Annotated in this window: 26 protein-coding genes and 1 riboswitch; of the genes, 20 read left to right on the forward strand and 6 right to left on the reverse strand. The window is 42.3% G+C overall.

What is annotated here, in order from left to right; all coding sequences use genetic code 11:
* Nucleotides 1-54: 54 nt before the first annotated feature.
* The 11 genes from BMI76_RS04995 to yidD all read left to right on the forward strand — a co-directional run bounded on the left by BMI76_RS04995 (nt 55) and on the right by yidD (nt 7,439).
* Nucleotides 55-1,305 carry a diaminopimelate decarboxylase gene (locus tag BMI76_RS04995; protein WP_075346678.1) on the forward strand — a complete coding sequence of 417 codons (1,251 nt, stop codon included), beginning with the start codon at nt 55-57 and terminating at the stop codon, nt 1,303-1,305.
* 119 nt (nt 1,306-1,424) lie between these two features.
* Complete coding sequence (locus tag BMI76_RS05000) at nt 1,425-1,673, forward strand: YneF family protein (RefSeq protein ID WP_075346498.1); 249 nt, start codon at nt 1,425-1,427, stop codon at nt 1,671-1,673.
* A gap of 51 nt (nt 1,674-1,724) precedes the next feature.
* On the forward strand, nt 1,725-2,519 hold the full coding sequence (racE, locus tag BMI76_RS05005) for a glutamate racemase (protein ID WP_075346499.1): 795 nt from the start codon (nt 1,725-1,727) through the stop codon (nt 2,517-2,519).
* Entirely contained in the window at nt 2,516-3,496 is a 981-nt protein-coding gene (locus tag BMI76_RS05010) for a nucleoside-triphosphate diphosphatase (protein ID WP_075346500.1), read from the forward strand. Before racE ends, BMI76_RS05010 begins: the two co-directional genes overlap by 4 nt.
* The gene (locus BMI76_RS05015) at nt 3,478-3,996 is read left to right on the forward strand and encodes a metallophosphoesterase (RefSeq protein ID WP_075346501.1); all 519 of its coding nucleotides are present in this window, start codon (nt 3,478-3,480) and stop codon (nt 3,994-3,996) included. The genes BMI76_RS05010 and BMI76_RS05015 overlap by 19 nt, the downstream gene beginning before the upstream one ends.
* Nucleotides 3,993-4,454 (forward strand): cyclic-di-AMP-binding protein CbpB, encoded by a 462-nt coding sequence (cbpB, locus tag BMI76_RS05020; protein ID WP_075346502.1) that lies wholly within the window; start codon nt 3,993-3,995, stop codon nt 4,452-4,454. Before BMI76_RS05015 ends, cbpB begins: the two co-directional genes overlap by 4 nt.
* Nucleotides 4,451-5,191 carry a site-specific tyrosine recombinase XerD gene (xerD, locus tag BMI76_RS05025; protein ID WP_075346503.1) on the forward strand — a complete coding sequence of 247 codons (741 nt, stop codon included), beginning with the start codon at nt 4,451-4,453 and terminating at the stop codon, nt 5,189-5,191. The genes cbpB and xerD overlap by 4 nt, the downstream gene beginning before the upstream one ends.
* Nucleotides 5,191-5,898 carry a segregation/condensation protein A gene (locus tag BMI76_RS05030; RefSeq protein ID WP_075346504.1) on the forward strand — a complete coding sequence of 236 codons (708 nt, stop codon included), beginning with the start codon at nt 5,191-5,193 and terminating at the stop codon, nt 5,896-5,898. Before xerD ends, BMI76_RS05030 begins: the two co-directional genes overlap by 1 nt.
* Complete coding sequence (gene scpB, locus BMI76_RS05035) at nt 5,895-6,482, forward strand: SMC-Scp complex subunit ScpB (protein ID WP_075346505.1); 588 nt, start codon at nt 5,895-5,897, stop codon at nt 6,480-6,482. The genes BMI76_RS05030 and scpB overlap by 4 nt, the downstream gene beginning before the upstream one ends.
* Complete coding sequence (locus BMI76_RS05040) at nt 6,472-7,200, forward strand: pseudouridine synthase (RefSeq protein WP_075346506.1); 729 nt, start codon at nt 6,472-6,474, stop codon at nt 7,198-7,200. The genes scpB and BMI76_RS05040 overlap by 11 nt, the downstream gene beginning before the upstream one ends.
* Nucleotides 7,197-7,439 carry a membrane protein insertion efficiency factor YidD gene (yidD, locus tag BMI76_RS05045; RefSeq protein WP_075346507.1) on the forward strand — a complete coding sequence of 81 codons (243 nt, stop codon included), beginning with the start codon at nt 7,197-7,199 and terminating at the stop codon, nt 7,437-7,439. The genes BMI76_RS05040 and yidD overlap by 4 nt, the downstream gene beginning before the upstream one ends.
* A 339-nt stretch (nt 7,440-7,778) precedes the next feature.
* On the opposite strand, the gene BMI76_RS05050 is transcribed toward yidD, so the two are convergent.
* Nucleotides 7,779-9,218 carry a TrkH family potassium uptake protein gene (locus BMI76_RS05050; RefSeq protein WP_075346508.1) on the reverse strand — a complete coding sequence of 480 codons (1,440 nt, stop codon included), beginning with the start codon at nt 9,216-9,218 and terminating at the stop codon, nt 7,779-7,781.
* Between the two features lie 3 nt (nt 9,219-9,221).
* Complete coding sequence (trkA, locus tag BMI76_RS05055) at nt 9,222-10,577, reverse strand: Trk system potassium transporter TrkA (protein WP_075346509.1); 1,356 nt, start codon at nt 10,575-10,577, stop codon at nt 9,222-9,224.
* A gap of 351 nt (nt 10,578-10,928) precedes the next feature.
* Between trkA and trmL the strand changes: the two genes are divergently transcribed.
* Nucleotides 10,929-11,477 carry a tRNA (uridine(34)/cytosine(34)/5-carboxymethylaminomethyluridine(34)-2'-O)-methyltransferase TrmL gene (gene trmL / locus BMI76_RS05060; protein WP_075346510.1) on the forward strand — a complete coding sequence of 183 codons (549 nt, stop codon included), beginning with the start codon at nt 10,929-10,931 and terminating at the stop codon, nt 11,475-11,477.
* Between the two features lie 154 nt (nt 11,478-11,631).
* Here the strand turns inward: trmL and BMI76_RS05065 are convergent, their stop codons facing one another.
* From BMI76_RS05065 to BMI76_RS05075, 3 genes are read right to left on the reverse strand one after another with little or no spacing between them, the layout of a single operon-like run.
* Nucleotides 11,632-12,468, reverse strand: coding sequence for a DUF4097 family beta strand repeat-containing protein (locus BMI76_RS05065; RefSeq protein ID WP_075346511.1), 837 nt, complete (start codon nt 12,466-12,468; stop codon nt 11,632-11,634).
* Nucleotides 12,465-13,037, reverse strand: a complete 573-nt coding sequence (locus BMI76_RS05070) for a DUF1700 domain-containing protein (RefSeq protein WP_075346512.1) — start codon at nt 13,035-13,037, stop codon at nt 12,465-12,467. The genes BMI76_RS05065 and BMI76_RS05070 overlap by 4 nt, the downstream gene beginning before the upstream one ends.
* Entirely contained in the window at nt 13,024-13,350 is a 327-nt protein-coding gene (locus tag BMI76_RS05075; RefSeq protein WP_075346513.1) for a PadR family transcriptional regulator, read from the reverse strand. Before BMI76_RS05075 ends, BMI76_RS05070 begins: the two co-directional genes overlap by 14 nt.
* 239 nt (nt 13,351-13,589) lie before the next feature.
* A riboswitch (FMN riboswitch) is annotated at nt 13,590-13,799 on the forward strand.
* A 16-nt stretch (nt 13,800-13,815) separates the two neighbouring features.
* Here BMI76_RS05075 and BMI76_RS05080 point away from each other — a divergent pair.
* The 5 genes from BMI76_RS05080 to BMI76_RS05100 all read left to right on the forward strand — a co-directional run bounded on the left by BMI76_RS05080 (nt 13,816) and on the right by BMI76_RS05100 (nt 17,876).
* Complete coding sequence (locus BMI76_RS05080; RefSeq protein ID WP_075346514.1) at nt 13,816-14,442, forward strand: ECF transporter S component; 627 nt, start codon at nt 13,816-13,818, stop codon at nt 14,440-14,442.
* Nucleotides 14,432-15,088, forward strand: a complete 657-nt coding sequence (locus BMI76_RS05085; protein WP_075346515.1) for a phosphatase PAP2 family protein — start codon at nt 14,432-14,434, stop codon at nt 15,086-15,088. Before BMI76_RS05080 ends, BMI76_RS05085 begins: the two co-directional genes overlap by 11 nt.
* A gap of 388 nt (nt 15,089-15,476) precedes the next feature.
* A complete protein-coding gene (locus BMI76_RS05090; protein ID WP_075346516.1) occupies nt 15,477-16,409 on the forward strand; it encodes a cation diffusion facilitator family transporter in 933 nt (310 codons plus the stop codon).
* Entirely contained in the window at nt 16,402-17,334 is a 933-nt protein-coding gene (locus BMI76_RS05095; protein ID WP_075346517.1) for a TIGR01212 family radical SAM protein, read from the forward strand. Before BMI76_RS05090 ends, BMI76_RS05095 begins: the two co-directional genes overlap by 8 nt.
* Nucleotides 17,331-17,876: a class I SAM-dependent methyltransferase gene (locus BMI76_RS05100; protein ID WP_075346518.1), complete on the forward strand. Its 546-nt coding sequence runs from the start codon at nt 17,331-17,333 to the stop codon at nt 17,874-17,876. Before BMI76_RS05095 ends, BMI76_RS05100 begins: the two co-directional genes overlap by 4 nt.
* A gap of 178 nt (nt 17,877-18,054) precedes the next feature.
* On the opposite strand, the gene BMI76_RS05105 is transcribed toward BMI76_RS05100, so the two are convergent.
* Nucleotides 18,055-18,837, reverse strand: coding sequence for an ABC transporter ATP-binding protein (locus BMI76_RS05105; RefSeq protein ID WP_075346519.1), 783 nt, complete (start codon nt 18,835-18,837; stop codon nt 18,055-18,057).
* 76 nt (nt 18,838-18,913) lie between these two features.
* Between BMI76_RS05105 and BMI76_RS05110 the strand changes: the two genes are divergently transcribed.
* The 3 genes from BMI76_RS05110 to pflA all read left to right on the forward strand — a co-directional run bounded on the left by BMI76_RS05110 (nt 18,914) and on the right by pflA (nt 22,250).
* Entirely contained in the window at nt 18,914-20,008 is a 1,095-nt protein-coding gene (locus BMI76_RS05110; protein ID WP_075346520.1) for an AI-2E family transporter, read from the forward strand.
* Nucleotides 20,009-20,047: 39 nt separating this feature from the next.
* Nucleotides 20,048-21,385: a hemolysin family protein gene (locus tag BMI76_RS05115; protein WP_075346521.1), complete on the forward strand. Its 1,338-nt coding sequence runs from the start codon at nt 20,048-20,050 to the stop codon at nt 21,383-21,385.
* A gap of 73 nt (nt 21,386-21,458) precedes the next feature.
* The gene (gene pflA / locus BMI76_RS05120) at nt 21,459-22,250 is read left to right on the forward strand and encodes a pyruvate formate-lyase-activating protein (protein ID WP_075346522.1); all 792 of its coding nucleotides are present in this window, start codon (nt 21,459-21,461) and stop codon (nt 22,248-22,250) included.
* The last annotated feature ends 170 nt before the right edge of the window (nt 22,251-22,420 follow it).

Here is a 22,420-nt window from a genome sequence, read left to right on the forward strand (position 1 = left end):
TTGCCCGGTTCTTTTTTATGGTATAATGATAAAAATATTAATTTGGGAGATGCTATGAAAACACCCTTTATTTCAAAAGAACAGTTAGATAAGATAACAGCGCAGTTTCCGACCCCTTTCCACCTTTATGATGAAAAAGGCATTCGTGAGACAGCCCGTGCTGTGAATAAAGCCTTTGCCTGGAATCCGGGGTTTAAGGAATTTTTTGCTGTTAAGGCGACCCCTAATCCAACCATCCTTAAAATTTTACAGGAAGAGGGGTGCGGTGTTGACTGTGCAACTGACGTGGAATTGCTCATGAGCCACAAAGTCGGTTTTGACAGCAGCGCTATCAGTTTTACGTCCAACGATACGCGTCCGTCTGAATTTGCCTATGCGCGTGAAATTGGAGCAACCATCAACCTTGATGCCTACGAAGATATTGCCTTTTTGGAAGAAGCAGCCGGGCTTCCGGAAACCGTTTCACTTCGCTATAATCCTGGCGGCGTCTTTACGCTGGGCACGGATATCATGGACAATCCGGAAGAATCTAAGTTTGGGATGACCAAAGCGCAGCTTTTCCAAGGGTATAAGGACTTGAAAGCTAAGGCCGTTAAATCTTTTGGTTTGCATGTTTTCTTGGCCTCCAATACAGTGACTAACGACTACTATCCGACTTTAGCCGCTCAGCTCTTTAATCTTGCTGTTGAAATCAAGCAAGAACTTGGCATTAGCCTCGATTTCATCAACCTTTCAGGCGGTATTGGTGTGGACTATACGCCAGCTGACCGGCAGAATGACATTGCAATTATCGGTGAGGGCGTCCATCGTGTCTTTGATGAGATTTTGGCAGCAAACGGCTTGGGCCACATCAGCATCTACACGGAGCTTGGACGCTTTATGCTGGCTTCTCATGGTCTTTTGGTGACAAAAGTTTTACACCGTAAGAAAACTTACCGCAACTATGTCGGTGTTGATGCCAGTGCTGTCAATCTGCTTCGCCCAGCCATGTATGATGCTTATCACCATATCACCAATATCAGCAACCCTGACGGACAGCCGCAAATTGTAGATGTGGTTGGTTCGCTCTGTGAAAACAATGATAAATTTGCCAAGCAGCGGGAATTGCCTGAGGCACGCATTGGTGATACTCTGGTTATCCATGATACAGGAGCCCATGGCTTTTCGATGGGCTACAATTACAACGGCCGCCTGCGGTCGGCAGAAATTCTTTTCCAGGAAGATGGAAGAGCTCAAATGATTCGCCGTGCAGAGACGCCGGAGGATTATTTTGCAACCCTGTATGGATTTAATTTTGATGAGTAAGGATTTGAGAGCCAGAGCGAAAAAGGCTGCTTTTCGCTCTAGTCCTTTTATGCTATTTTATTTGTGAAAGGCTTTCAATTCTGATATAATATTCATGTAAAAAATTTAGGAGAACAAAAATGAACACTTTTCTTTGGATTGTATTAATTATTATTGCCCTGTTGGCAGGACTTGTCGGAGGTACTTTTATTGCCCGCAGGCAAATGGAAAAATATTTAGAAGAAAATCCGCCGCTCAATGAAGATGTTATTCGCAACATGATGAGCCAGATGGGACAAAAACCAAGCGAAGCGAAAGTGCAGCAAGTGGTCCGTCAAATGAATAAACAGCAAAAAGCTGCTAAAGCAAAGGCTAAAAAGAAGAAATAAATCTTTTATAAGACTGGGTTTTCCTAGTCTTATTTTAGAAAGAAGACAGCTATGGATAACAGACCTATTGGTTTTTTAGATTCTGGCGTGGGGGGCTTGACCGTTGTGCGTGAGCTTATGCGCCAGCTTCCCCATGAAGAAGTCGTCTATATCGGGGACTCGGCGCGTGCTCCTTACGGACCGCGTCCGGCTGAGCAAATTAAGAAATATACTTGGGAATTGGTGGATTTCCTTTTGACTAAAAATGTCAAAATGATTGTTTTTGCCTGCAATACGGCAACAGCTGTCGCTTGGGAAGAGGTCAAAGAAAAACTTGATATTCCTGTTCTGGGCGTAATCTTGCCGGGTTCAAGCGCGGCGATTAAGTCCACCGCATCCGGCAGAATCGGTGTCATTGGAACACCCATGACCATTAAATCTAATATTTACGAAAAGAAAATATTGGATTTGTCGCCGCAGATGACAGTGCTTAGTCTGGCCTGTCCCAAATTTGTTCCTATTGTTGAGTCTAACGAGATTCATTCCAGTGTCGCCAAAAAAATTGTTTATGAAAACCTGGCTCCCTTGGCTGGTAAGATTGATACACTGGTACTGGGCTGTACGCATTATCCCCTTTTAAAGCCTATTATTCAAAATGTTATGGGTCCCAGTGTCAAGCTGATTGACAGCGGGGCAGAATGTGTGCGCGATATCTCTGTGCTGCTGAATTATTTTGAAATTAACCGCAGCCGCGGCTTAGAAAATCAGGAACACCGTTTTTATACAACGGCCAGTACCACCAGCTTTAAGGAAATTGCTGATGATTGGCTGCCTTTGACGATTGAAGTGGAGCATGTTACTTTATGAATCCAAAAATATACGAATATAAAGATGAGCAAAACTGGTTTATCGGACAATATTCTAAGACAAACTCATCGATATATTATCAAGAAGAAGCCAAGAAGACCTACGGTTCTCTTGAAAGAGACCTGAGAAGCTTGTTTGATGAAGGTACTTCCTTGATGCTGACTGTTGTTAAAATAACTTCTGCCATGGCCTTGGTTCAGTTTATTTTAGAAATGATCAATGACCAGCAGCAACATACCTATAAGGCCAGCAGCCATAAAGGAGCTATATTGGTTACAGAGGAAGACCGTTTGGTTTTGGTCTGCCTGCCTGAGGGAGGTCTGACAGTCAGTGAGTTTTTCGGTGATGAAAAGACTAAGCCTACTGAGCTTGGAGACAGCATCCTGATTGCAACCCGCAATGAAGGAAAGACTAAAGAATTCAGTCAGATGTTTGCTAAGCTGGGGCTCAAAGTCGAAAATCTTAATCAGTATCCTGAACTTCCCGAAGTTGAGGAAACAGGTCTGACTTTCGAAGAAAATGCCCGGCTTAAGGCAGAGACGATTTCAAATCTGACGGGCAAGATGGTCTTAGCTGATGATTCAGGACTTCAGGTTGATATTTTAGGCGGTTTGCCGGGTGTCTGGTCGGCTCGCTTTTCTGGGCCTGATGCTACGGATCAAAAGAACAATGCCAAGCTTTTGCATGAATTAGCCATGGTATTTGATCTTAAAGATCGTTCAGCCCACTTTCATACGACCTTAGTTGTTGCCGCTCCCGACAGAGAAAGTTTAGTGGTTGAGGCGGACTGGCCAGGGTATATTGGTATGGAAGCTAAGGGCAGCAACGGTTTTGGTTACGATCCGCTGTTTATCGTAGGAGAGAGCGGAAAGACCGCAGCAGAGCTCTCAGCTCAGGAAAAAAATGACATTTCTCACAGAGGACAAGCTGTTAAAAAGCTTATGGAGGTATTCCCGGAATGGCAGAAGGCACATTGATTATCATGAGTGATTCGCATGGTGATCGGCAAATTGTAAAAGATATAAAAGAACGTTATTTTGGCAAGGCAGACGCTATTTTTCATAACGGTGACTCGGAACTGCCGGCCAGTGACCCCATTTGGGAAGGCGTTCAGGTGGTTCGCGGCAATTGTGATTTTGGCGACTATCCGGATTCTCTTGTGACCGAGCTGCCTAACTTGACAGTTGCTCAGACACACGGCCATTTATTTAGTATTAATTTTGGCTTTGAACGTCTGGATCTTTGGGCTCAAGAAGAGGATGCAGATATTTGTATCTATGGGCACCTTCACAGACCGGCCGTCTGGAAAAACGGCAAAACTGTTTTTATCAATCCGGGCAGTGTTTCCCAGCCTCGCGGCGATATTAACGAACGCCTTTATGCCAGAGTATGTTTTGATGAAAATACCATTAAAGTAGATTATTTCACACGGGATCATGAGATCTATCCAGCACTTTCACAGGAAATAAAACGATGATAGCAAAAGAATTCGAAACTTTCTTAAAACCGCTTTTGGAAAATGACCTGACTCCGGCTGAAGAATTGGCGATCTTTATTGATACCCATAATACAGCTCATGTCATGCTGCTCCTTGCTAATAATGGCTTTTCGCGGGTACCCGTCATTACCAAGGATAAAAAATACGTCGGTACAATCAGCATGTCAGATATTATCAGATATCAGCAGGAAGAAGATATTGATGATGAAAAGCTGGCTGCATTGGATATCTCCTATATGACCAACGGCAGCTATGCGACTGTAGGACCCAATGCTGATCTGACCGAGGTGATGCACAAATTGGTGGATGCCAATTTTCTGCCGGTCGTTGAAGCAGACGGTACCTTTTTAGGCATCATCACACGAAAAGTTATCTTGAAAGCACTGAACAGTCTGCTTCATGAATTTACAAACGAATACACACTGACAAAAAAATGATAACACTTATTCCAGAATTTATTGCTAGTAAATCCTTATCTTCAAATTCACAAAAATCCTATCTCTATGATCTGCAGCAGTTTGCAGAAATCACTGAAGGAAAAGTCAATCCAAACAAGCTTAAGCTGTATGAGCAGTCGCTGGCGGATTTAAAGATTTCAGCTAAAAAACGAAAAATTTCAGCTGTCAATCAATTTCTTTTCTTTTTATATGAGCAGGAGAAGCTGGATCATTTTTACAAAATCAAAAATAAGGAAAAACTGCCGCTTGCAAGGTCTGTTTACCAAGAAATAGATCTGTCTGCCCTCTATGAAAAAGCTGCTGACCGTACCGGGCAGCTTATTGCTCTTTTAATTGCAGAATTAGGACTTTCTCCAAGCGAGATTGCTCGGCTGAAGTGGGAAAATATTGCTCTGGATTTTCAAGTACTGACAGTGATAAGCAGCCAGTCCATGAGGGTTTTGGAACTGTCCGAACAGCTCCTCTCTCACATGCCGGAAAAAGAAGACGGGGCAGTCTATCTCTTTGACAATAAGGGGGAACCTTATTCGCGCCAGTGGCTTTTTAATAAATTAAGCCATTATTTGGCGTCTGTGGGTCTCAAGGAAATGACAGCCCAGAAATTGCGGGAGCAATACATTATCAAGGCTAAAAATAAGGGTGTCAGTATGATGGATTTGGCCAAATATCTGGGCCTGAAAAGTCCTGTAACTCTGGAAAAGTATTTTAAAAACTGATGGATATTAAATTAAAAGATTTTGAAGGACCGCTGGATTTGCTTTTGCATCTGGTCTCCAAATATGAAGTTGATATTTACGATGTTCCGATTGTTGATGTTATTGAGCAATATCTGGCTTATATTGCAACGCTGCAGGCCATGAAGCTTGAAGTGGCCGGTGAATATATGGTTATGGCCAGTCAATTAATGCTGATCAAAAGCCGCAAACTGCTCCCTAAGGTTGTTGAAAGTGTTGAACCTGAGGAAGATCCGGAAATGCAGTTATTACAGCAAATTGAAGAATATCGGACTTATAAGCTTTTAGGTGAACAGCTGGCCCTTAAGCACAGTGAGCGGGCACAGCATTTTTCCAAGCCTAAATTAGAGCTGATTTATGATGATGTTGAACTTAAGCAGGATAAATCAGTTGTGGATATTTTTCTGGCTTTTTCCAAGGTCATGGCTGAAAAACAAGAAGAAATTAAAAACAGCCATACAACAATTGACAGCGATGACTACCGCATTGAAGACATGATGCTGGTCGTTGAAGAGAAAGTTGCCAGCCAAAAAGAGACTAATTTGTCGCTCCTTTTTAAAGAGGTTGTTTCGGTTAACGAGATGGTGACCATCTTTTTAGCCACTTTGGAATTAATTAAAGTGCACCGTGTCTCTGTCTGGCAGGAACATAATTTTAGTGATATCATTTTAAGAAAGGAAAGTGCATGACCCCTCTGTCAAAGATAGAAGCGCTGCTGTTTGTAGCGGGTGAAGACGGACTTGGCCTGCGTCAGCTGGCTGCTCTCTTAGATATGCCTGTCCCGGCGCTGGTTCAACAGCTGGAAAAATTGGCTCAGAAATATGAAGCGGATGACAGCTCTGCTCTTTGTTTGATGGAGTCTTCAAGAACTTATAAGATGGTGACTAAAAAGGACTATGCCGAGCTTTTGCGCCAGTATTCTAAAACCCCGATTAATCAGAGTCTGTCGCGAGCCAGCCTTGAGGTGCTGTCTATTATTGCCTATAAACAGCCCATCACTCGGATCGAGGTTGATGATATTCGGGGTGTCAATTCCAGCGGTGCGATTTCCAAACTTCAGGCCTTTGATTTAATTCGCGAAAATGGCAAAAAGGAAGTATTGGGACGGCCCAATCTTTATGTGACGACGGATTATTTCTTGGATTACATGGGAATCAACAGTCTAGAAGAATTGCCGGATGCTTCTGCTATTGAATTAAAAGACGAAGAATTTACGCTGTTTAGCAGTAAAGACGAATCACTCGAAGAAACAAAGGAAGAAAATGAGAATTAATAAATATATTGCACATGCCGGAGTTGCCAGCCGCCGCAAGGCTGAAGAGCTGATTAAACAAGGGCTGGTGACCCTGAACGGTCAAGTGGTTACCGAACTAGCAACGACTGTCAAATCAGGAGACAAGGTTGAAATTGACGGTCAGCCCATCTATAATGAAGAAAAGGTCTATTACCTACTCAATAAGCCGCGTGGAGTAATTTCCAGCGTCTCTGATGATAAGGGGCGAAAAACGGTTATCGATTTGCTGCCCCAAGTTAAAGAGCGGATCTATCCTGTCGGCCGTTTGGATTGGGACACTTCAGGCCTTCTGATTTTAACCAATGACGGAGATTTCACAGACAAAATGATTCATCCGCGCAATGAAATTGATAAGGTCTATGTGGCGCGTGTGAAAGGGATTGCGGATAAGAACAACCTGCGGCCTTTAACACGCGGTGTGCTCATTGATGGCAGAACAACCCAACCGGCGCGCTATACCATTCTCAAAACAGACCGAGAAAAGAATCGTTCAGTTGTTGAATTGGTCATTCATGAAGGGCGCAACCATCAGGTTAAGAAGATGTTTGAAGCGGTGGGTTTAACCGTTGATAAGCTGTCACGAACACGCTTTGGCACGCTTGATTTGTCAGGACTGCGTCCGGGAGAATCAAGACGCTTGAATAAAAAGGAAATCAGTCAGCTCTACAATGCGGCTGTCAATCGGACAAACAGATGAAAAAATTGCTCATTGCGCCAGTCAGGTTCTATCAGAAATTCATCTCACCCTTTTTTCCTTCTTCCTGCCGCTATCGTCCTACTTGCTCGGCCTACATGATCGAAGCTATTGAAAAGCATGGTTTAAAGGGAGTCTTGATGGGAATGGCCAGAATTTTGCGCTGCCATCCTTTTGTCAAAGGCGGTCAGGATCCGGTGCCGGATCACTTTACCTTGCGGAGAAATGACAAAGACAGTTAAAACAATCTGATGCCCTGCGGCGGTCTTAAGAATATCATTTTATTGAAAATGAAACTGCACCCCAAAGGTTAGCTTTTCGTCTAACTTTTGGGGTGTTTTTTAATGGAATTAACTGATGAAACATTAGTCAAAGCCATTGTGAGAATAGCGCTTTTACAGCTCTGAGCGCTGTCAGAGTAAAGAAAAAGGCCTGATCCCTTTACAATTCAGGAATCAGGCCGCTGCTTCATTTTATGATTTCATCATCCACTTGATTGGCAGGTTTTGCTGCAAACCGCAGTGAAGTGCAGTATAGGGAAACAGTATTGTCTGTTTATATGAAGACTGACGGAATAGACGCTAGGTTTTAGACCAAGTTTTTGGAATAAAGAGCAGCAGCATTGGATAAATTTCCAGCCGTCCTGCAATCATTGCAAACGACAGAACCAATTTTGAAAACGGGCTGAAGATAGCAAAAGTCTTATCTGTTCCTAACATTGGTCCGATATTGTTAAAGGCGCTGGCAGCTGCACTGACAACGACCATAAACTTGTTGCTGTCAAGTGTCAGAATAAAGACCAAACCGATAAAAATAGCAAGATAGACCGTCAGGTACTTAAGAACACTGTGCTGTATCCGCTTATCAAGCGGCTGATGGTTGATATGCAGAGACATTATCCGATTAGGGTAGAGGCTGGAGAGGACTTGATTTTTAGCAATCTTTGATATAATCAAGGTCCGCATGACTTTAAAGCCGCCGGCTGTTGAACCGGCTGATCCTCCGATAAACATTAATAAGAGCAGAATAAACTGAGAGAAAAGCGGCCAGACGGTTAAGTCGGTAAGACCAAAGCCTGTTGTTGTCATGATGGTAGAAACTTCAAAAAACGAGGTTTCCAGACCTTCTTTTGCAGAAGAGAAGAGACCGCTGACATTTAGCCAGATTAAGATGGTCGCAGCCAGCACAATGCCGATATAGGTCCGTAATTCTTCATCGCCAAAGAAGGATTTAAACTTGCGCATCAGCAGCAAATAATAGAGATTAAAGTTGACACCAAAGGCCAGCATGCCTATTGAAACCAAGTTTGTAATCAGTGAGCTGTGGTAGTGGGCAATACTGTCATTAAAGACAGTGAAGCCGCCGGTACCGGCAGTTCCCATCGCAGTAACCAGACTGTCATAGAGCGGCATGCCTGCAAACCACAGAACAACAGCAAAGATGGCAAACATAGCCAGATAGATAATGTAGAGGATCTGGGCTGTGTCTTTTAGCTTAGAGACCACCTTGCCAAAGACAGGTCCCGGAACTTCTGCCCGCATGACCTCTAAATGGCTGTTTTTGCTGTTTTCCATAATGGCAAGTGCAAAAACCAGTACTCCCATCCCGCCAATCAGGTGAGTGAAGCTGCGCCAGAACAACAGTGAATGAGAAAGAACAGACACGTCCGGCAAGATAGTAGCCCCTGTCGTTGTAAAGCCTGAGCTGACTTCAAAAAAAGCATCGATGATATTAGGAATCTGACCGGTGAAAACAAAAGGCAGCGCTCCAAAGAAGGACCAAAGGACCCAGCAAAGAGCAACAATCAGCAGTCCTTCCTTGGTATAAATATGCTGGTTTTTAGGTTTAAAAATAATACCGAGGCTTCCAAGGAGAATCAGGATAGCCATAGTGCCTAAAAGACTGAACATAATTGTTCGATCTTCCTGATAAATAAGAGCAACAATCAAAGGAACAATCAGAAGCGCAGCTTCAATCAGCAGTAATTTTGATAAGAGAAAGCGTACCATACTTTTATTCATAGCTTACCTCTTCAATAAATCATAGATATGCGTGATGTTCTTGCGCAGTGTGATGACAACGATTTTGTCTCCGACTTCAAAAACATCATCACCGGTTGGGAAAATGGTCTTTCCGCGGCGAATAATAGCAGCTATTAAAACATCGCTTTTAAGTTTTAGATTGGACAAGGTTTTGCCGGCCATTTTATTAGCCTGACGAATCTCAAACTGTAAGGTTTCAATTCGGCCGTTAGCCACATGATGCAGAGCGTCCAGATTAGAATCCTGGGCATTAACGCGTCCGCGGATAAAATGCATCATGGAGTCCACTGCGATGTTTTTAGGTGTAATAATACTTGAAAACTGCTCGGGATTGATAATTTCAAGAAGGCTGGTGCGGTTGACCTTGGTAATATTTTTCTGCACGCCCAGTGTTTCTAAAAACATGGAGGCAATGATATTTTCTTCGTCAACGCCAGTAAGAGTAGCGATAGCATCGTAGTTGGCAGCACTTTCTTCCAAAAGGATATCCTTGGCTGTTCCATCTCCCTGAACAACGTGAATGTGCGGAAAGTCCTGACTGAAGAGTTCGGCCTTTTTAGGATCAAGCTCAATGATTTTGACCTGCAGATGACGATTTGTCGTTTTGAGGGTATTGAGCAGATAGTAAGCAATTCTTCCCGCTCCGATAATCATCAAACTTTTGATAACCTTATTTTTAACGAAGTTATGGAACTGAATCATGTCCATCCGATTGCCCGTTACAAAGATCTTGTCGCCGGGCTGAATAATGTCATCTCCGTCAGGAATGATCAGGTCATGTTTTCGTTCGATGGCACAAATAACAATGTTGCTGAACTTTTTGCGGAACTGATTTAGGGACATTTGACAGAGGTTGTTGCTGTCTACGATCTTAAATTCCATCAGCATAACACGGCCATTGACAAAATGTTCCACAGACAGCGCATTAGGGAAATCAACCATGTTGGCAATATAACGGGCTGTCAGCAGCTCTGGATTAACCACCAGGGAAAACCCAAGAAAGTTTTTGTCTTTAAAATAGGTATTAGAATATTCAGGGTTGCGAACCCGTACAATAGTCTCTTTAGCTCCCATTTTTTTGGCCAGAACAGCCGCGACCATGTTCACCTCGTCCATATCTGTGATAGCAATGAAGATATCACAGTTTTGAACATCGGCCTGCTCTAAAATTCTGAAATTAGCGCCGTTACCGACAATTCCCATAATATCAAGGCGTTTTGTCACATGATTAAGCACAGTTTCATTTTCTTCAATGAGAATAACATCGTGCTTTTCATCGACCAGTGAGCGGCAGAGAGCCTTTCCGACCTTACCGCCGCCAACGACAATAATTTTCATGATCTACCTCCAAATTATAATAACTATCATACCTCTTTTCAGGAGAAAATGCACTAGTTTTCTATGAAAATTCAAAAGAAAAACAAGGAGAAAGCGGCTGAAACAGGAGGCCCCTTTTTTGACAGAAAGCAATCAATGTTTTTCTGAAAAAAATCTTAATTTTTTTCTTATATCTTATTGACATCTTTGACAGAAGTGTTATACTATATAACAAGCTACTCATTGTTTTAAATCAAACCTGTTATGATTTAAGATAATGAGGCCCCATATACCACGTTACCTGCTGAGCATGACTCCGGGTTTCGTGGTTCTTTTTTTGTAATAAATCTATTATCAGAAAGTTAGCATCAGATGAATATTGAAACATTGGAAAAAGAAAATCATTTCCCGGTATCAGGAAAAAATCATGTTGTCTTGTTTGAACCGCAAATTCCTGCCAATACCGGCAATATTGCCCGAACCTGTGCAGCAACCAACAGTCCTCTCCATATTATCCGTCCCATGGGCTTTCCTATTGATGATAAGAAAATGAAGCGGGCGGGTCTTGATTACTGGGATAAGCTGGATGTGCATTTGTATGATAGTCTCGAAGACTTTATGGACAGCTGTTCTGGCCGGCTGCACTTGATTACAAAATTTGCAGAAAAAACTTACTCAGATGAACATTATGATGATGCTGAGAATCATTATTTTATGTTCGGCCGTGAGGATAAGGGGCTGCCCGAAACATTTATGCGGCAGCACGCTGAAAAAGCACTGCGCATTCCTATGAATGATCAGCATGTCAGAAGCCTTAATCTGTCAAATGCAGTTTGCATGATTGTCTATGAAGCTCTCCGCCAGCAGCAATTCACTGGTCTGGAGCTCAGTCATACTTACGATGCTGATAAATTAAAATAAAATTGTCTGTCCTTACTTTTTAGTATTTCTAATAAATGTATGAAAAAAGATTGCTCCTTGCATCAAGCAGGAACAATCTTTTTTGGCATTATTGGCAGATTTTTTTGGAGATGAAGTTCAATTCGTCCAGCTTTCCTAAGCAGTTTAATAGTGTTTAATCAACTTTGATGCTGCCAGTATTAACTTTAATGCTTAACTGATTTTTGGAGATGCCGCCTCTTAAGACATTGTCTGAAATGTTAAGATCACCAATATCTGTTTTAGCGTTGACAACTGTATCTTTAAGGCTTTTCGCAGATAAAACAATTTCGGTATCGCCAACATTATTATCCAAACTGACAGCTCCCAGAACGGTAAGATTTTCAGCAACAATATTACCCGTATTAGTTTTTCCTTCAATATTAATCAAAGTACTGTTATTAAGATAAATATTACCGACATTGTTGGCAATACGTCCCTTAGCCAGTTTGCTGTTTTTAATAAACAGATCATTTGTGCTGCCCTGCAGATTAACGTCTGAAATTGTTTGATTTTCAATACTGATATTGCCGACTTTATTGCTGATAGCAACTTTTTTCAAGAGCAGATTTTCAGGCACAGTCAAAGTCACTGTGCGGCTGTCATTTCTATGAAGCCAGTCAGAGAGATCGCTTAATTTGAAAAATTCAATAGTAAAGATATTGGAAGGCCTATTTTGTTTTAGGGATAGCCTGCCCTTAGTAAAACGGTAAGAAATATTTTCTTTAGGTTTTTCACAGTAAGTCAGCTTAAAATGCTTATCTGCAGAGGTCTTGATTTTGATATCCTTAAAATTAAAATCAAAGTTCAGTACTTGAACATTGTCTAACTGAATTTCCTTTTTTTGAGCCGCTTCATTATAGCTTTGCAGCTTTTCGAGACCGCCGGATGACAGGCCAAAGCCTAGTAAAACCAGTCCTAAAATGCTTAAAATCAGTCCGACTATTAAAGTGATTCTGAATGATTTTTTCATGATTTATAACCTCGCTTTGCAATCCACTGGCTGAATTTCAGAAAGATAAATTTAAATAATCGAGCCAGTAAAATAGTAGCAGCTGCAAACAGCAGGCTTACACCGAGTGACAGAAGGCTAGCTCCCAGACCAAGATTCAGGGTTGCTAAAGAACCGGACAGCTTGGTGACTGCTTCCCAAAGAAAAGAAAGACTTAAAACAAAACCAACGAAACTAAAACTGGCAGTAATTAAAACGGCTGACATGGCAGTAACGACAATGGCAAAAATAACACTCAGCGCTGCGATAGTTAGGGGCAGAGCCATCGGTGCTGCTAAGACAGCTAAGACTGTGAGCCAAATGGTTTGTTTGGGATTGTTACCGAGCAAGTGATTTTTTTCGATAAGCTGGCTTAAAATATCATGAGCAGCCTCCTTAGGACTCCCTAATTCCCTGATAATTTCTTCTTCCTGCTCAGGACCTGCTTCTTCAAAATATTCTGTAAAGTAATCCATGGCTTCTTCATAGTCAGCCTGCGGCAGTCTTCTTAAATAATGCTCTAACTGACTGAGATATTCAGTTTTTGTCATGGCGGATTCTCCCTTCTGCAATACCGTCAATAGTTGCCTTATAACTTGCCCATTCACTCATTAAAAAGGTAAGATGATTTTTTCCAGAATTAGTAATACGGTAGTATTTACGCTTTCGTCCTTGATATTCTTGAGTATAAGTGGTGAGGTAGCCGGCTTTTTCTAATTTTTTTAAAATAGGATATAAACTTGACTCTTTGATATTAGCTATGAGTTTAATGGTTTGACTGATGTCATAGCCATAGGAGTCTTGCCGTTTGACGATAGACAAAATAAGAAATTCTATCAAAACGGCTGAGACAGGATAATACATCTGAAGCCCTCCTGAATATATAAAAAATTTATATATAAATATTTTATATATACTATACATTTATTCCTTTAGTTTGTCAATAGCTATCAGTAAATCCATGGCTCTCTTAAACAAATGTCCAAATTCATAATAATTGCACTGTTTTCCCCTTCCTATTTGGCCAAAACAGCCAAGCTCTAAAGAATTTTTTTGAATTAAGAAAGATTACTTGTTATTAGGCTTCTTTTTTGATATGCTAGAAGTGTCTTCAGGGCAGGGTGTAATTCCCGACCGGCGGTGACTGATATTTTGAATGATTTACTTTTTCTGCTTGTTCAGGCTGCTCATTTAAAGCAGCGCTGCAAGGCAGGGGAAAAGTAGGTGCTAAATTTATCAGAAGTCCGCGAGCGTAAAGCTGATGTGGTGTGATTCCGCAACCGACAGTAAAGTCTGGATGGGAGAAGACAAAGGGTTTTTGTGCATGGCATGCTATACTCTTTGCAGCTTCTTTCGATTTGTAAAAATTGGAGGAATTTTTTTATGAAAAAAACACACATTTTAGCTAGCATTGCGATTTTATCGGCACTTTCTTTCGTGCTCATGATTTTCAATTTTCCCATTATTCCGGGTGTTGATTTTTTGAAGCTTGATTTTAGTATCATTCCTATTTTATTGGGATTGGTGCTGTTTGATCTACGGAGTGCCTATGCTATTCTCTTATTGAGAAGTTTGCTTAAGCTTTTACTGGATAATGGCGGCCCCGGCGGCATTATTGGCCTGCCCATGAATATAGCTGCGCTGGGTGTCTTTGTCTTAGCCTTTGGTCTGATTTGGAAGAAGAAGGAAGAAAAGAAAGCATTTGTTATTGCCAGTGCTGTCGGAACAGTTGCAATGACCGTGATTATGCTTGTTCTTAACTATATCTATGCCATTCCGCTCTATGCTAAATTTGCCGGGTTTGATATTGCCAGATTCATTGGTATTGGAAAATACTTGGTCAACATGGTCGTTCCCTTTAATCTTCTGGAGGGCCTGATCTTTGCAGTCAGTTTTGCTGTCATTTATGCAGCGGTCAAACCAATTTTGAAAAATTATAGGACTTATGAAAAATAAACAATTTTATCTTTTAAGTGCCTCTTTTGCGGCTCTGCTCTTTTTTATGCTGGGATATGCGGTTAAATTTTATCCTGATGCTTTAAAGGCTTTTGACAGCAGTGTGCAGGAGGCGGTGCGCGGCGACTTGCCTAAAGGCGCGACGATGTTTTTTAAAGCGGTAACTCAGCTGGGACATGAGGCCTACATTTTTGTTTATGTCTTTCTTATGGCTTTGCTCTGCTATTTTTGGAAAAAATGGAAGGCAGAGGCTTACTTTTTAGCTGGCAATCTCTTTTTAATGGGTATTTTTTCGACAGCTTTTAAATATTTGTATAATCGTGCAAGACCTGACCTTTACTATCTCATTGAAAAACCGATGGGTGCCTCTTTTCCAAGCTGGCATGCGGCATCAACCATGATTGTTGCTCTGAGCTTAGCCGTTATTGTTCAGCAGCGAATGACAAAAGAAGAGTCCAAGCGGATTGTACAGGCAATCCTGATTCTCTTGGCAGTCTTAACAGCACTGTCACGGATTTATTTGGGAGTTCATTACCCTTCTGACATAGTAGGAGGCTGGCTGCTTGCCGTCGCCATTGCCGCCTTTGTCTATCCTTTTTACGATCAAAAGCGTTTTGAATGGCGTTTTCAAGGCCGGCAGAAGTAGCATCAAAACTGGTATTAATAGTCTAACGGAGCTGTTCGTGATACTGTAAAGGTATCTATGGAACAGCTCTTTTTTCTTAAAAAATGCCGGTAATACAGCAGTTCATGTTATAATAAAGTTATTCAACAAAATTTTATTCGAAAAAAATAGATTAAAAAGGAGTGGGAAAGAAAACTAAGAGACTGGGCAAAAACTCGTCCAGTATTCCTGTTTTGGGATAAGTACTTGGCGCAGTGGTTGGCTGGCTTTCCTTTTGCCACAAGGCCAAAGCGGAAAACCTAGCCAACTGTGCGGGGGTGGGAAGACGAACCAAAATTTTCAATTTTTGAGTTCTTTCCCACTCCCTACCGATTTTTGTCCCACTCCCAACAAATTAAAAGGAGAACGTATGGAAACTCACAAACACCACCATCGTGACCACCACCACGATGTCTCTAATCAGTCAACCACTCGAATTTTTATTGCTTTTATGTCCAATTTTGTCTTTGCCATTATTGAGATGATTTTCGGCAGTATTTTTAATTCCAGTGCTATTTTAGCCGATTCTGTCCACGACTTTGGCGATGCCTTGGCTATCGGCCTGTCTTATTATTTTGAACGGCTGTCCAAGCGCAGAAGTGACTACCAATACACGCTGGGCTACTGGCGTTTCAGTCTCTTAGGAGCCTTGATGACGGCGGTTATTCTTATCATTGGTTCTGCCTTGGTGCTATTTGAAAATGTTCAAAAAATAATGCATCCTGAGCCGGTTAATTACAATGGTATGCTGATCCTTGGTTTGATTGCTATTGCTGTCAACATTGTAGCCAGCCGTGTTTTAAATGGTGAAGAATCTGAACATGAGTCTGTTTTAAGCCTGCATTTTCTTGAAGATATTTTAGGCTGGGTAGCTGTTATTATTGTTTCACTGGTTTTGAGAGTGACAGATTGGTACATTCTCGATCCGCTTCTGTCGGTGGCTATTGCACTCTTTATTTTGAGCCAGGCTCTGCCTAAATTCATCAGAAATCTGTCTGTATTTTTGGAACATGCTCCCGGGAATTGTGATATTCAGCAGTTGGAAAGGGAAATCTTGGCTCTGGAATGGGTTCAGGCCATCAATCAGTTTAATCTTTGGTCTTTGGATGGCCGAAAAAATATTGCCATGATTCACCTGCTGGTTGCTCCTGACTGCAACGAGCAGCTGCTGAAAGACCGAGTGCACCATCTTTTTCAAACCTATCATATTGTGGAGTCGGCTGTTGAATGCGACCATTCTACCTTCCAGCACCTGCACCACAGTCCTTATATAAAAAATAATTTAAATAACAGCTATGAATAAACGTTACAACACTCTAAATGCCTATTACCGCCGGCTTTTTGGCGAAAAAATTTTTAAAGTGCCTATTGATGCCGGCTTTGACTGTCCCAATCGTGACGGTACCGTAGCCCACGGTGGCTGTACCTTTTGCACGGTGTCTGGCTCTGGCGACGCTATCGTGGCACCTGAGGCTCCGATCCGCGACCAATTTTACAAGGAAATTGATTTTATGCACCGCAAGTGGCCGGATGTCAAAAAATATCTGGTCTATTTTCAAAATTTCACCAATACCCATGACAAGGTTGAGGTTATTCGTGAGCGCTACGAGCAGGCCATCAATGAACCTGGAGTTATTGGTGTCAACATTGGCACTCGTCCGGACTGCCTGCCTAATGAAACCATTGCCTATTTGGCGGAACTTTCTGAACGAATGCATGTGACAGTTGAGCTGGGGCTGCAGACAACCTATGAGGAAACCTCAAAACTTATCAACCGAGCGCACAGTTATGAACTGTATGTTGAGACGGTGGAGCGTCTGCGTCAATTGGCCCCCAAAGCAGAAATCGTTTCCCATCTGATTAACGGTTTGCCGGGCGAAACACACGAGATGATGCTGGAAAATGTCCGCCGCTGCGTGACCGATAATGATATAGATGGCATTAAACTGCATCTGCTGCACTTGATGACCAATACCCGCATGCAGCGGGACTATCACGAAGGCAGACTGCAGCTGCTTAGTCAGGACGAGTATGTGTCCATCATCTGCGATCAGCTGGAAATTATTCCGAAAGATATCGTTATTCACCGTATTACCGGCGACGCCCCCCGCCACATGCTGATTGGTCCCATGTGGAGCCTCAACAAATGGGAGGTTCTAAATGCTATTGACAAGGAGATGGAGAGACGAAATTCTTATCAAGGCTGTAAGGCGGAGGTAATGGCATGATCAAACGCCCCATTGAGCTTTCTCATGACTTTTTGGCAGAAGTTTTAGATAAGGATAGCATCGCGGTGGACGCGACCATGGGCAATGGCCATGACACCGCTTTTTTGGCTGCTTTAGCTAAGACAGTCTATGCCTTTGATGTGCAGGAACAGGCGGTACAGAAAACTCAAAAACGTTTAGCTCAGCTCGGTTTGGAAAATGCAGGACTCATTTTGGACGGTCATGAGAATCTGGATCACTATGTGACCGAGCCTATCCGCGCAGCTATTTTCAATCTGGGCTACCTGCCGTCTGCTGATAAGTCCGTTATCACAAAGCCTGACACGACTCTAATGGCGGTTGAAAAAATTTTGAATCGTTTGGAAGACGGCGGCCGCCTGTCCATCATGATTTACTACGGGCATGAGGGTGGCGATAGGGAAAAAGACGCTGTGCTGGAGTTTATCAAAAAACTGCCGCAGGAACACTTTGCGACCATGCTTTACCAGCCGCTCAATCAAATCAACACACCGCCATTTCTGGTGATGGTGGAGAAGTTATAATATTTTTGCCGGAAACACAAAAACAGCAGACTGCTTTTACTTGTAAACAGTCTGCTGTTTTATATATGGAATAAGGTTAAGTATCATTTTTTAAAAGCTCAGCCTGTAAAAAACAAAGCAAGCTGAAATCAGCTGAGAATTGTGCTTGAGTCAATCTGTGCTGAACTTGATAACAGCTTTACACCTCCGGCTTGATAAAGAAGCGCTCCTCATCAATAGGAATAATTTTTACGTGATTGTCATAGAAGTCTGACAGAACTTCCTGAGTGATAATGTCTTCTTTTTTACCCTGAGCAACAATTCTTCCTTTTTTCAAAAGAAGAATGTGATCCATGGTGCTGGTGATTTCTTCTGCGTGGTGGGTAACGTAGAGGATCAAAGGAGAATGCGGCAGTTTAGCAATCATATCAACTTGCTGCAGCAGTTTTTCTCTGGCAAAGAGGTCAAGACCGCTCGTTGCCTCGTCCAAAATGATAATTTCCGGCTCTTCCATTAAACTTCTGGCAATCAAGAGGAGCTGCTTTTCGCCCTGGGACAGATTGGCATAGGAGCGGCCGAGCAGGTGCTCTCCGCCGATAGATCTCAGCATATGGCGCGCTTCATCCAGCTCCTTGTCACCGTAAGCCTTATAAAGAATGCTGGATTTGTATTTTCCGGTCAGGACAATTTTTTCGGCCAGCATATTTTTCGGCAGGCGCTCAGCAATAAAAGAGCCGACAACTCCAATTTTAGTCCGCATATCGGGAATGTTCCCCTGTCCGAATTTGGTGCCCAAAACCTCAACCTGACCGTCTGAAGACCAGTATTCAGCCATAATCAGTTTTAACAAGGTTGTCTTGCCGGAGCCGTTGAGTCCTAAAATGGCCCAGTGCTCTCCCTTATTAACCTGCCAGTTAAGATTGCTGAGCAAGGTTTTGCCCTGTCTTTTCAGGGTTACATTTTCCATTGAAATAAGTGCCATCTTTTACCTCTTTGTCGTTTAATTGTTATTTATTATAACACAAAAATATGGTAAAATAAGCGCAAAAGGAGAGATTATGTTTAAGAACAACAGATTATTCTTTTGGACAGTAGAGGCTTTGCTGCTGACCTTGATTCTTTTTACCTGGCGGCAGATGGGGAGCATTTTTAGCCCTTTTTTCAGTGTTGCTAAGACCTTCTTCATGCCCTTTTTGCTGGGCGGTTTTCTTTATTATATCACCGATCCTGCTGTTACTTTCTTAGAAAAACGTTTTAAGATGAAGCGGATTTGGGCGATTGTCATTATCTTTGCGGCTTTAATTTCCTTACTGATCTTCTCGATTACCAGCCTGATTCCTAATTTAATTAATCAGCTGACGGACTTGATATCAGCCAGTCAGAACATTTATGTAGGCCTGCAGGATTTATTCAATGAATGGAAGGACAATCCGGCCTTTAAAAACATTGATATTAACGGCCTCTTGAAACAATTTAACCTGTCTTATGTGGATATTTTGGAAAATGTCCTCAACAGTGTAACAGTCAGTGTTTCCAGTATCGTTTCCATGATTACAAATATTGTGATGGTGTTGATCATCACACCGGTCATCTTATTTTATCTGTTAAAGGATGGCGAAGGGCTGCTGCCTATGCTGGAGCGCTCTATTCTAAAGAACGATACCCATGATATCAGCAAGCTTATGGGACAGATGAACAAGACGATTTCACGCTATATCAGCGGTGTTGCGATTGATGCGGCCTTTATCTTTGTTTTTGCTCTCATTGGCTACCATTTCATGGGTATTCAGTATGCCTTTCTCTTTGCCCTGGTTGCGGGAGTTACCAATGTTGTTCCTTATGTCGGTCCTTATTTGGGACTGACGCCCGTTGTTTTAGCCTATATTGTCAGTGATCCTAAAAAAATGATTATTGCTATTATTTACATCATGACCCTGCAGCAGATTGACGGTAACATCGTTTATCCGCGTGTTGTCGGCAGTGCCATGAAAATCCACCCCTTGACCATTATGGTGCTTTTGGTTTTGGGCGGCAATATTGCAGGGCTTGTCGGCATGTTAGTTGCAGTACCGGCTTATGCTATTATCAAGGAAATCGTAAAATTCATCGCTGGTGTTTATGAGTATCACAAGAAAAACAAAATTGTGTTATAATAGACTGACTATATATCATTTAGGAGAAAAATAACGAATATGGAAGACCCTGGTAGTCAATCCTTAATCTTACAATTCTTACTACTGCTTATTTTGACGCTTTGCAATGCCTTCTTTTCAGCCACTGAAATGGCTCTGGTATCTTTGAACCGTGCGCGCGTTGAACAAAAAGCTGAAGAAGGCGACAAAAAATACATCCGTCTCTTGAAAGTTTTAGAAAAACCAAATCATTTTCTCTCTACCATTCAAGTTGGCATAACCCTCATCACCCTTTTGTCTGGGGCAAGCTTAGCAGATTCTCTGGGACGTGAGATTGCCGCCTGGTTCGGCAACTCGGCAACAGCACGAACTGCAGGCAGTATCATCGCCCTTGCGTTTTTGACTTATATTTCAATTGTCTTAGGAGAGCTCTATCCCAAGCGTATCGCCCTCAATCTAAAGGACAGTCTGGCGGTGTATTCAGCTCCGCTTATTATTCTGCTGGGTAAGCTCGTCAGTCCTTTTGTCTGGCTCCTTTCGGCTTCAACCAATCTGCTGAGCCGTATCACGCCCATGACTTTTGATGATGCCGATGAGAAAATGACGCGTGATGAAATCGAGTATATGCTGACAAACAGCGAAGAGACTCTGGATGCCGATGAAATCGAAATGCTGCAGGGTGTCTTTTCGCTCGATGAGCTGATGGCGCGTGAGGTTATGGTTCCTCGGACCGATGCTTTTATGGTTGATATCAACGATGATACCGGTGATATTATTCAGGCTATTTTAAATGAGAGGTTTTCCCGCATTCCTGTTTATGATGGGGATAAGGATAAAATTATCGGTCTTATTCATACAAAGAGGCTCTTAGATGCCGGTTTCAAAGAAGGCTTTGATCATATCAACCTCCGCAAGATTTTACAGGAACCGCTTTTTGTGCCGGAGACCATTTTTGTCAATGACCTCCTGACGGCTCTTCGAAATACTCAAAATCAAATGGCTATTCTTTTAGATGAATACGGCGGTGTGGCAGGTCTCGTGACGCTGGAAGACCTTCTGGAAGAAATTGTCGGTGAAATTGATGACGAGACAGATAAGGCTGCAGTTTCTGTCCGCGAGATTGCAGACCATACTTACATTGTTCTTGGAACGATGACGCTCAATGATTTTAACGAATATTTTGAAACAGACCTTGAAAGTGATGATGTTGATACCATTGCCGGCTTTTACCTGACCGGTGTCGGAACGATTCCAAGTCAGGACGAAAAAGAGCATTTCACTGTTGAGAGCAATAATAAACACTTGGAGCTGATCAATGACAAGGTTAAAGACGGACGCATAACCAAACTGAAATTGCTGGTAACAGAAATTGAAGAAGCAGAAGATGAAAAAGACTAAACAGAATGTTAGTCTTTTTTTCGCTTAAAGTGTTATAATAAAGATAAGAAAAACGTTTACAGGAAAGAAAATTATGACAGAAGAAATTGACTACAGGAAGGTAACCGGACTTGTTCACTCTACAGAATCTTTTGGTTCTGTTGACGGTCCGGGCGTGCGCTTTGTCGTTTTTATGCAGGGCTGCCAAATGCGGTGCCAGTACTGCCACAACCCAGATACTTGGGCAATGACCAATGACAGAGCAACAGAACGAACAGCAGAAGATGTTTTGGAGGAAGCTCTGCGTTTTAAGGGATTTTGGGGCGATAAAGGAGGCATTACAGTCTCCGGCGGTGAAGCGACCCTTCAAATTGATTTTTTGATTGCCCTTTTTACCTTGGCTAAAGAAAAAGGCATTCATACAACTCTGGATACCTGTGCGCTTACCTTTAGAAATACGCCCGCCTATCTGGAAAAATACAATAAATTGATGGCAGTTACTGATCTGGTGCTTTTGGATATCAAGGAAATCAACCCAGAACAGCATAAAATTGTTACCGGTCACGGCAACAAAACGATTCTGGCCTGTGCCCGCTATCTGTCTGATATCGGTAAGCCTGTTTGGATTCGTCACGTTTTAGTGCCGGGTCTGACAGACCGCGATGAAGATTTGATCAAATTGGGTGAATTTGTCAAGACCTTGAAAAATGTTGAGCGTTTTGAAGTGCTTCCTTATCATACCATGGGAGTCTTCAAATGGCATGAACTGGGGATTCCTTATGCCTTAGAAGGCGTCAAGCCGCCGACGCCGGACCGCGTTCGCAATGCCAAGGAACTCATGCACACAGAAACCTACGAAGAATACAAGCGCAGAATCAATGGCTAAGATACCAATGATGGTAGATTGAAAGGGCAGCTGCTCTACATGTTTCGTTCTTATAACTGATTATAGAAGGCTGAAATGAACGTTTTCGGCCTTTTTTGCTGCTTAAAAACTGATCTTTAAATTCTTTGAAATTCGGCTAAAGCTTCTTTTGCTTAATGACATCAAATTTG

The organism is Streptococcus sp. 'caviae' (genome assembly GCF_001937065.1).
GTDB lineage: Bacteria > Bacillota > Bacilli > Lactobacillales > Streptococcaceae > Streptococcus.

Coding starts and splice junctions, on each gene's coding strand:
- BMI76_RS05090 (WP_075346516.1), top strand. CDS start 15,477: ATGGAAACTCACAAACACCACCATCGTGACCACCACCACGATGTCTCT.
- xerD (WP_075346503.1), top strand. CDS start 4,451: ATGATAACACTTATTCCAGAATTTATTGCTAGTAAATCCTTATCTTCA.
- BMI76_RS05065 (WP_075346511.1), bottom strand. CDS start 12,468: ATGAAAAAATCATTCAGAATCACTTTAATAGTCGGACTGATTTTAAGC.
- pflA (WP_075346522.1), top strand. CDS start 21,459: ATGACAGAAGAAATTGACTACAGGAAGGTAACCGGACTTGTTCACTCT.
- BMI76_RS05075 (WP_075346513.1), bottom strand. CDS start 13,350: ATGTATTATCCTGTCTCAGCCGTTTTGATAGAATTTCTTATTTTGTCT.
- BMI76_RS05100 (WP_075346518.1), top strand. CDS start 17,331: ATGATCAAACGCCCCATTGAGCTTTCTCATGACTTTTTGGCAGAAGTT.
- BMI76_RS05000 (WP_075346498.1), top strand. CDS start 1,425: ATGAACACTTTTCTTTGGATTGTATTAATTATTATTGCCCTGTTGGCA.
- BMI76_RS05030 (WP_075346504.1), top strand. CDS start 5,191: ATGGATATTAAATTAAAAGATTTTGAAGGACCGCTGGATTTGCTTTTG.
- BMI76_RS05015 (WP_075346501.1), top strand. CDS start 3,478: ATGGCAGAAGGCACATTGATTATCATGAGTGATTCGCATGGTGATCGG.
- racE (WP_075346499.1), top strand. CDS start 1,725: ATGGATAACAGACCTATTGGTTTTTTAGATTCTGGCGTGGGGGGCTTG.
- BMI76_RS05070 (WP_075346512.1), bottom strand. CDS start 13,037: ATGACAAAAACTGAATATCTCAGTCAGTTAGAGCATTATTTAAGAAGA.
- yidD (WP_075346507.1), top strand. CDS start 7,197: ATGAAAAAATTGCTCATTGCGCCAGTCAGGTTCTATCAGAAATTCATC.
- trmL (WP_075346510.1), top strand. CDS start 10,929: ATGAATATTGAAACATTGGAAAAAGAAAATCATTTCCCGGTATCAGGA.
- BMI76_RS05040 (WP_075346506.1), top strand. CDS start 6,472: ATGAGAATTAATAAATATATTGCACATGCCGGAGTTGCCAGCCGCCGC.
- BMI76_RS05095 (WP_075346517.1), top strand. CDS start 16,402: ATGAATAAACGTTACAACACTCTAAATGCCTATTACCGCCGGCTTTTT.
- trkA (WP_075346509.1), bottom strand. CDS start 10,577: ATGAAAATTATTGTCGTTGGCGGCGGTAAGGTCGGAAAGGCTCTCTGC.
- BMI76_RS05050 (WP_075346508.1), bottom strand. CDS start 9,218: ATGAATAAAAGTATGGTACGCTTTCTCTTATCAAAATTACTGCTGATT.
- cbpB (WP_075346502.1), top strand. CDS start 3,993: ATGATAGCAAAAGAATTCGAAACTTTCTTAAAACCGCTTTTGGAAAAT.
- BMI76_RS05110 (WP_075346520.1), top strand. CDS start 18,914: ATGTTTAAGAACAACAGATTATTCTTTTGGACAGTAGAGGCTTTGCTG.
- scpB (WP_075346505.1), top strand. CDS start 5,895: ATGACCCCTCTGTCAAAGATAGAAGCGCTGCTGTTTGTAGCGGGTGAA.
- BMI76_RS05115 (WP_075346521.1), top strand. CDS start 20,048: ATGGAAGACCCTGGTAGTCAATCCTTAATCTTACAATTCTTACTACTG.
- BMI76_RS05010 (WP_075346500.1), top strand. CDS start 2,516: ATGAATCCAAAAATATACGAATATAAAGATGAGCAAAACTGGTTTATC.
- BMI76_RS05085 (WP_075346515.1), top strand. CDS start 14,432: ATGAAAAATAAACAATTTTATCTTTTAAGTGCCTCTTTTGCGGCTCTG.
- BMI76_RS04995 (WP_075346678.1), top strand. CDS start 55: ATGAAAACACCCTTTATTTCAAAAGAACAGTTAGATAAGATAACAGCG.
- BMI76_RS05080 (WP_075346514.1), top strand. CDS start 13,816: ATGCTATACTCTTTGCAGCTTCTTTCGATTTGTAAAAATTGGAGGAAT.
- BMI76_RS05105 (WP_075346519.1), bottom strand. CDS start 18,837: ATGGCACTTATTTCAATGGAAAATGTAACCCTGAAAAGACAGGGCAAA.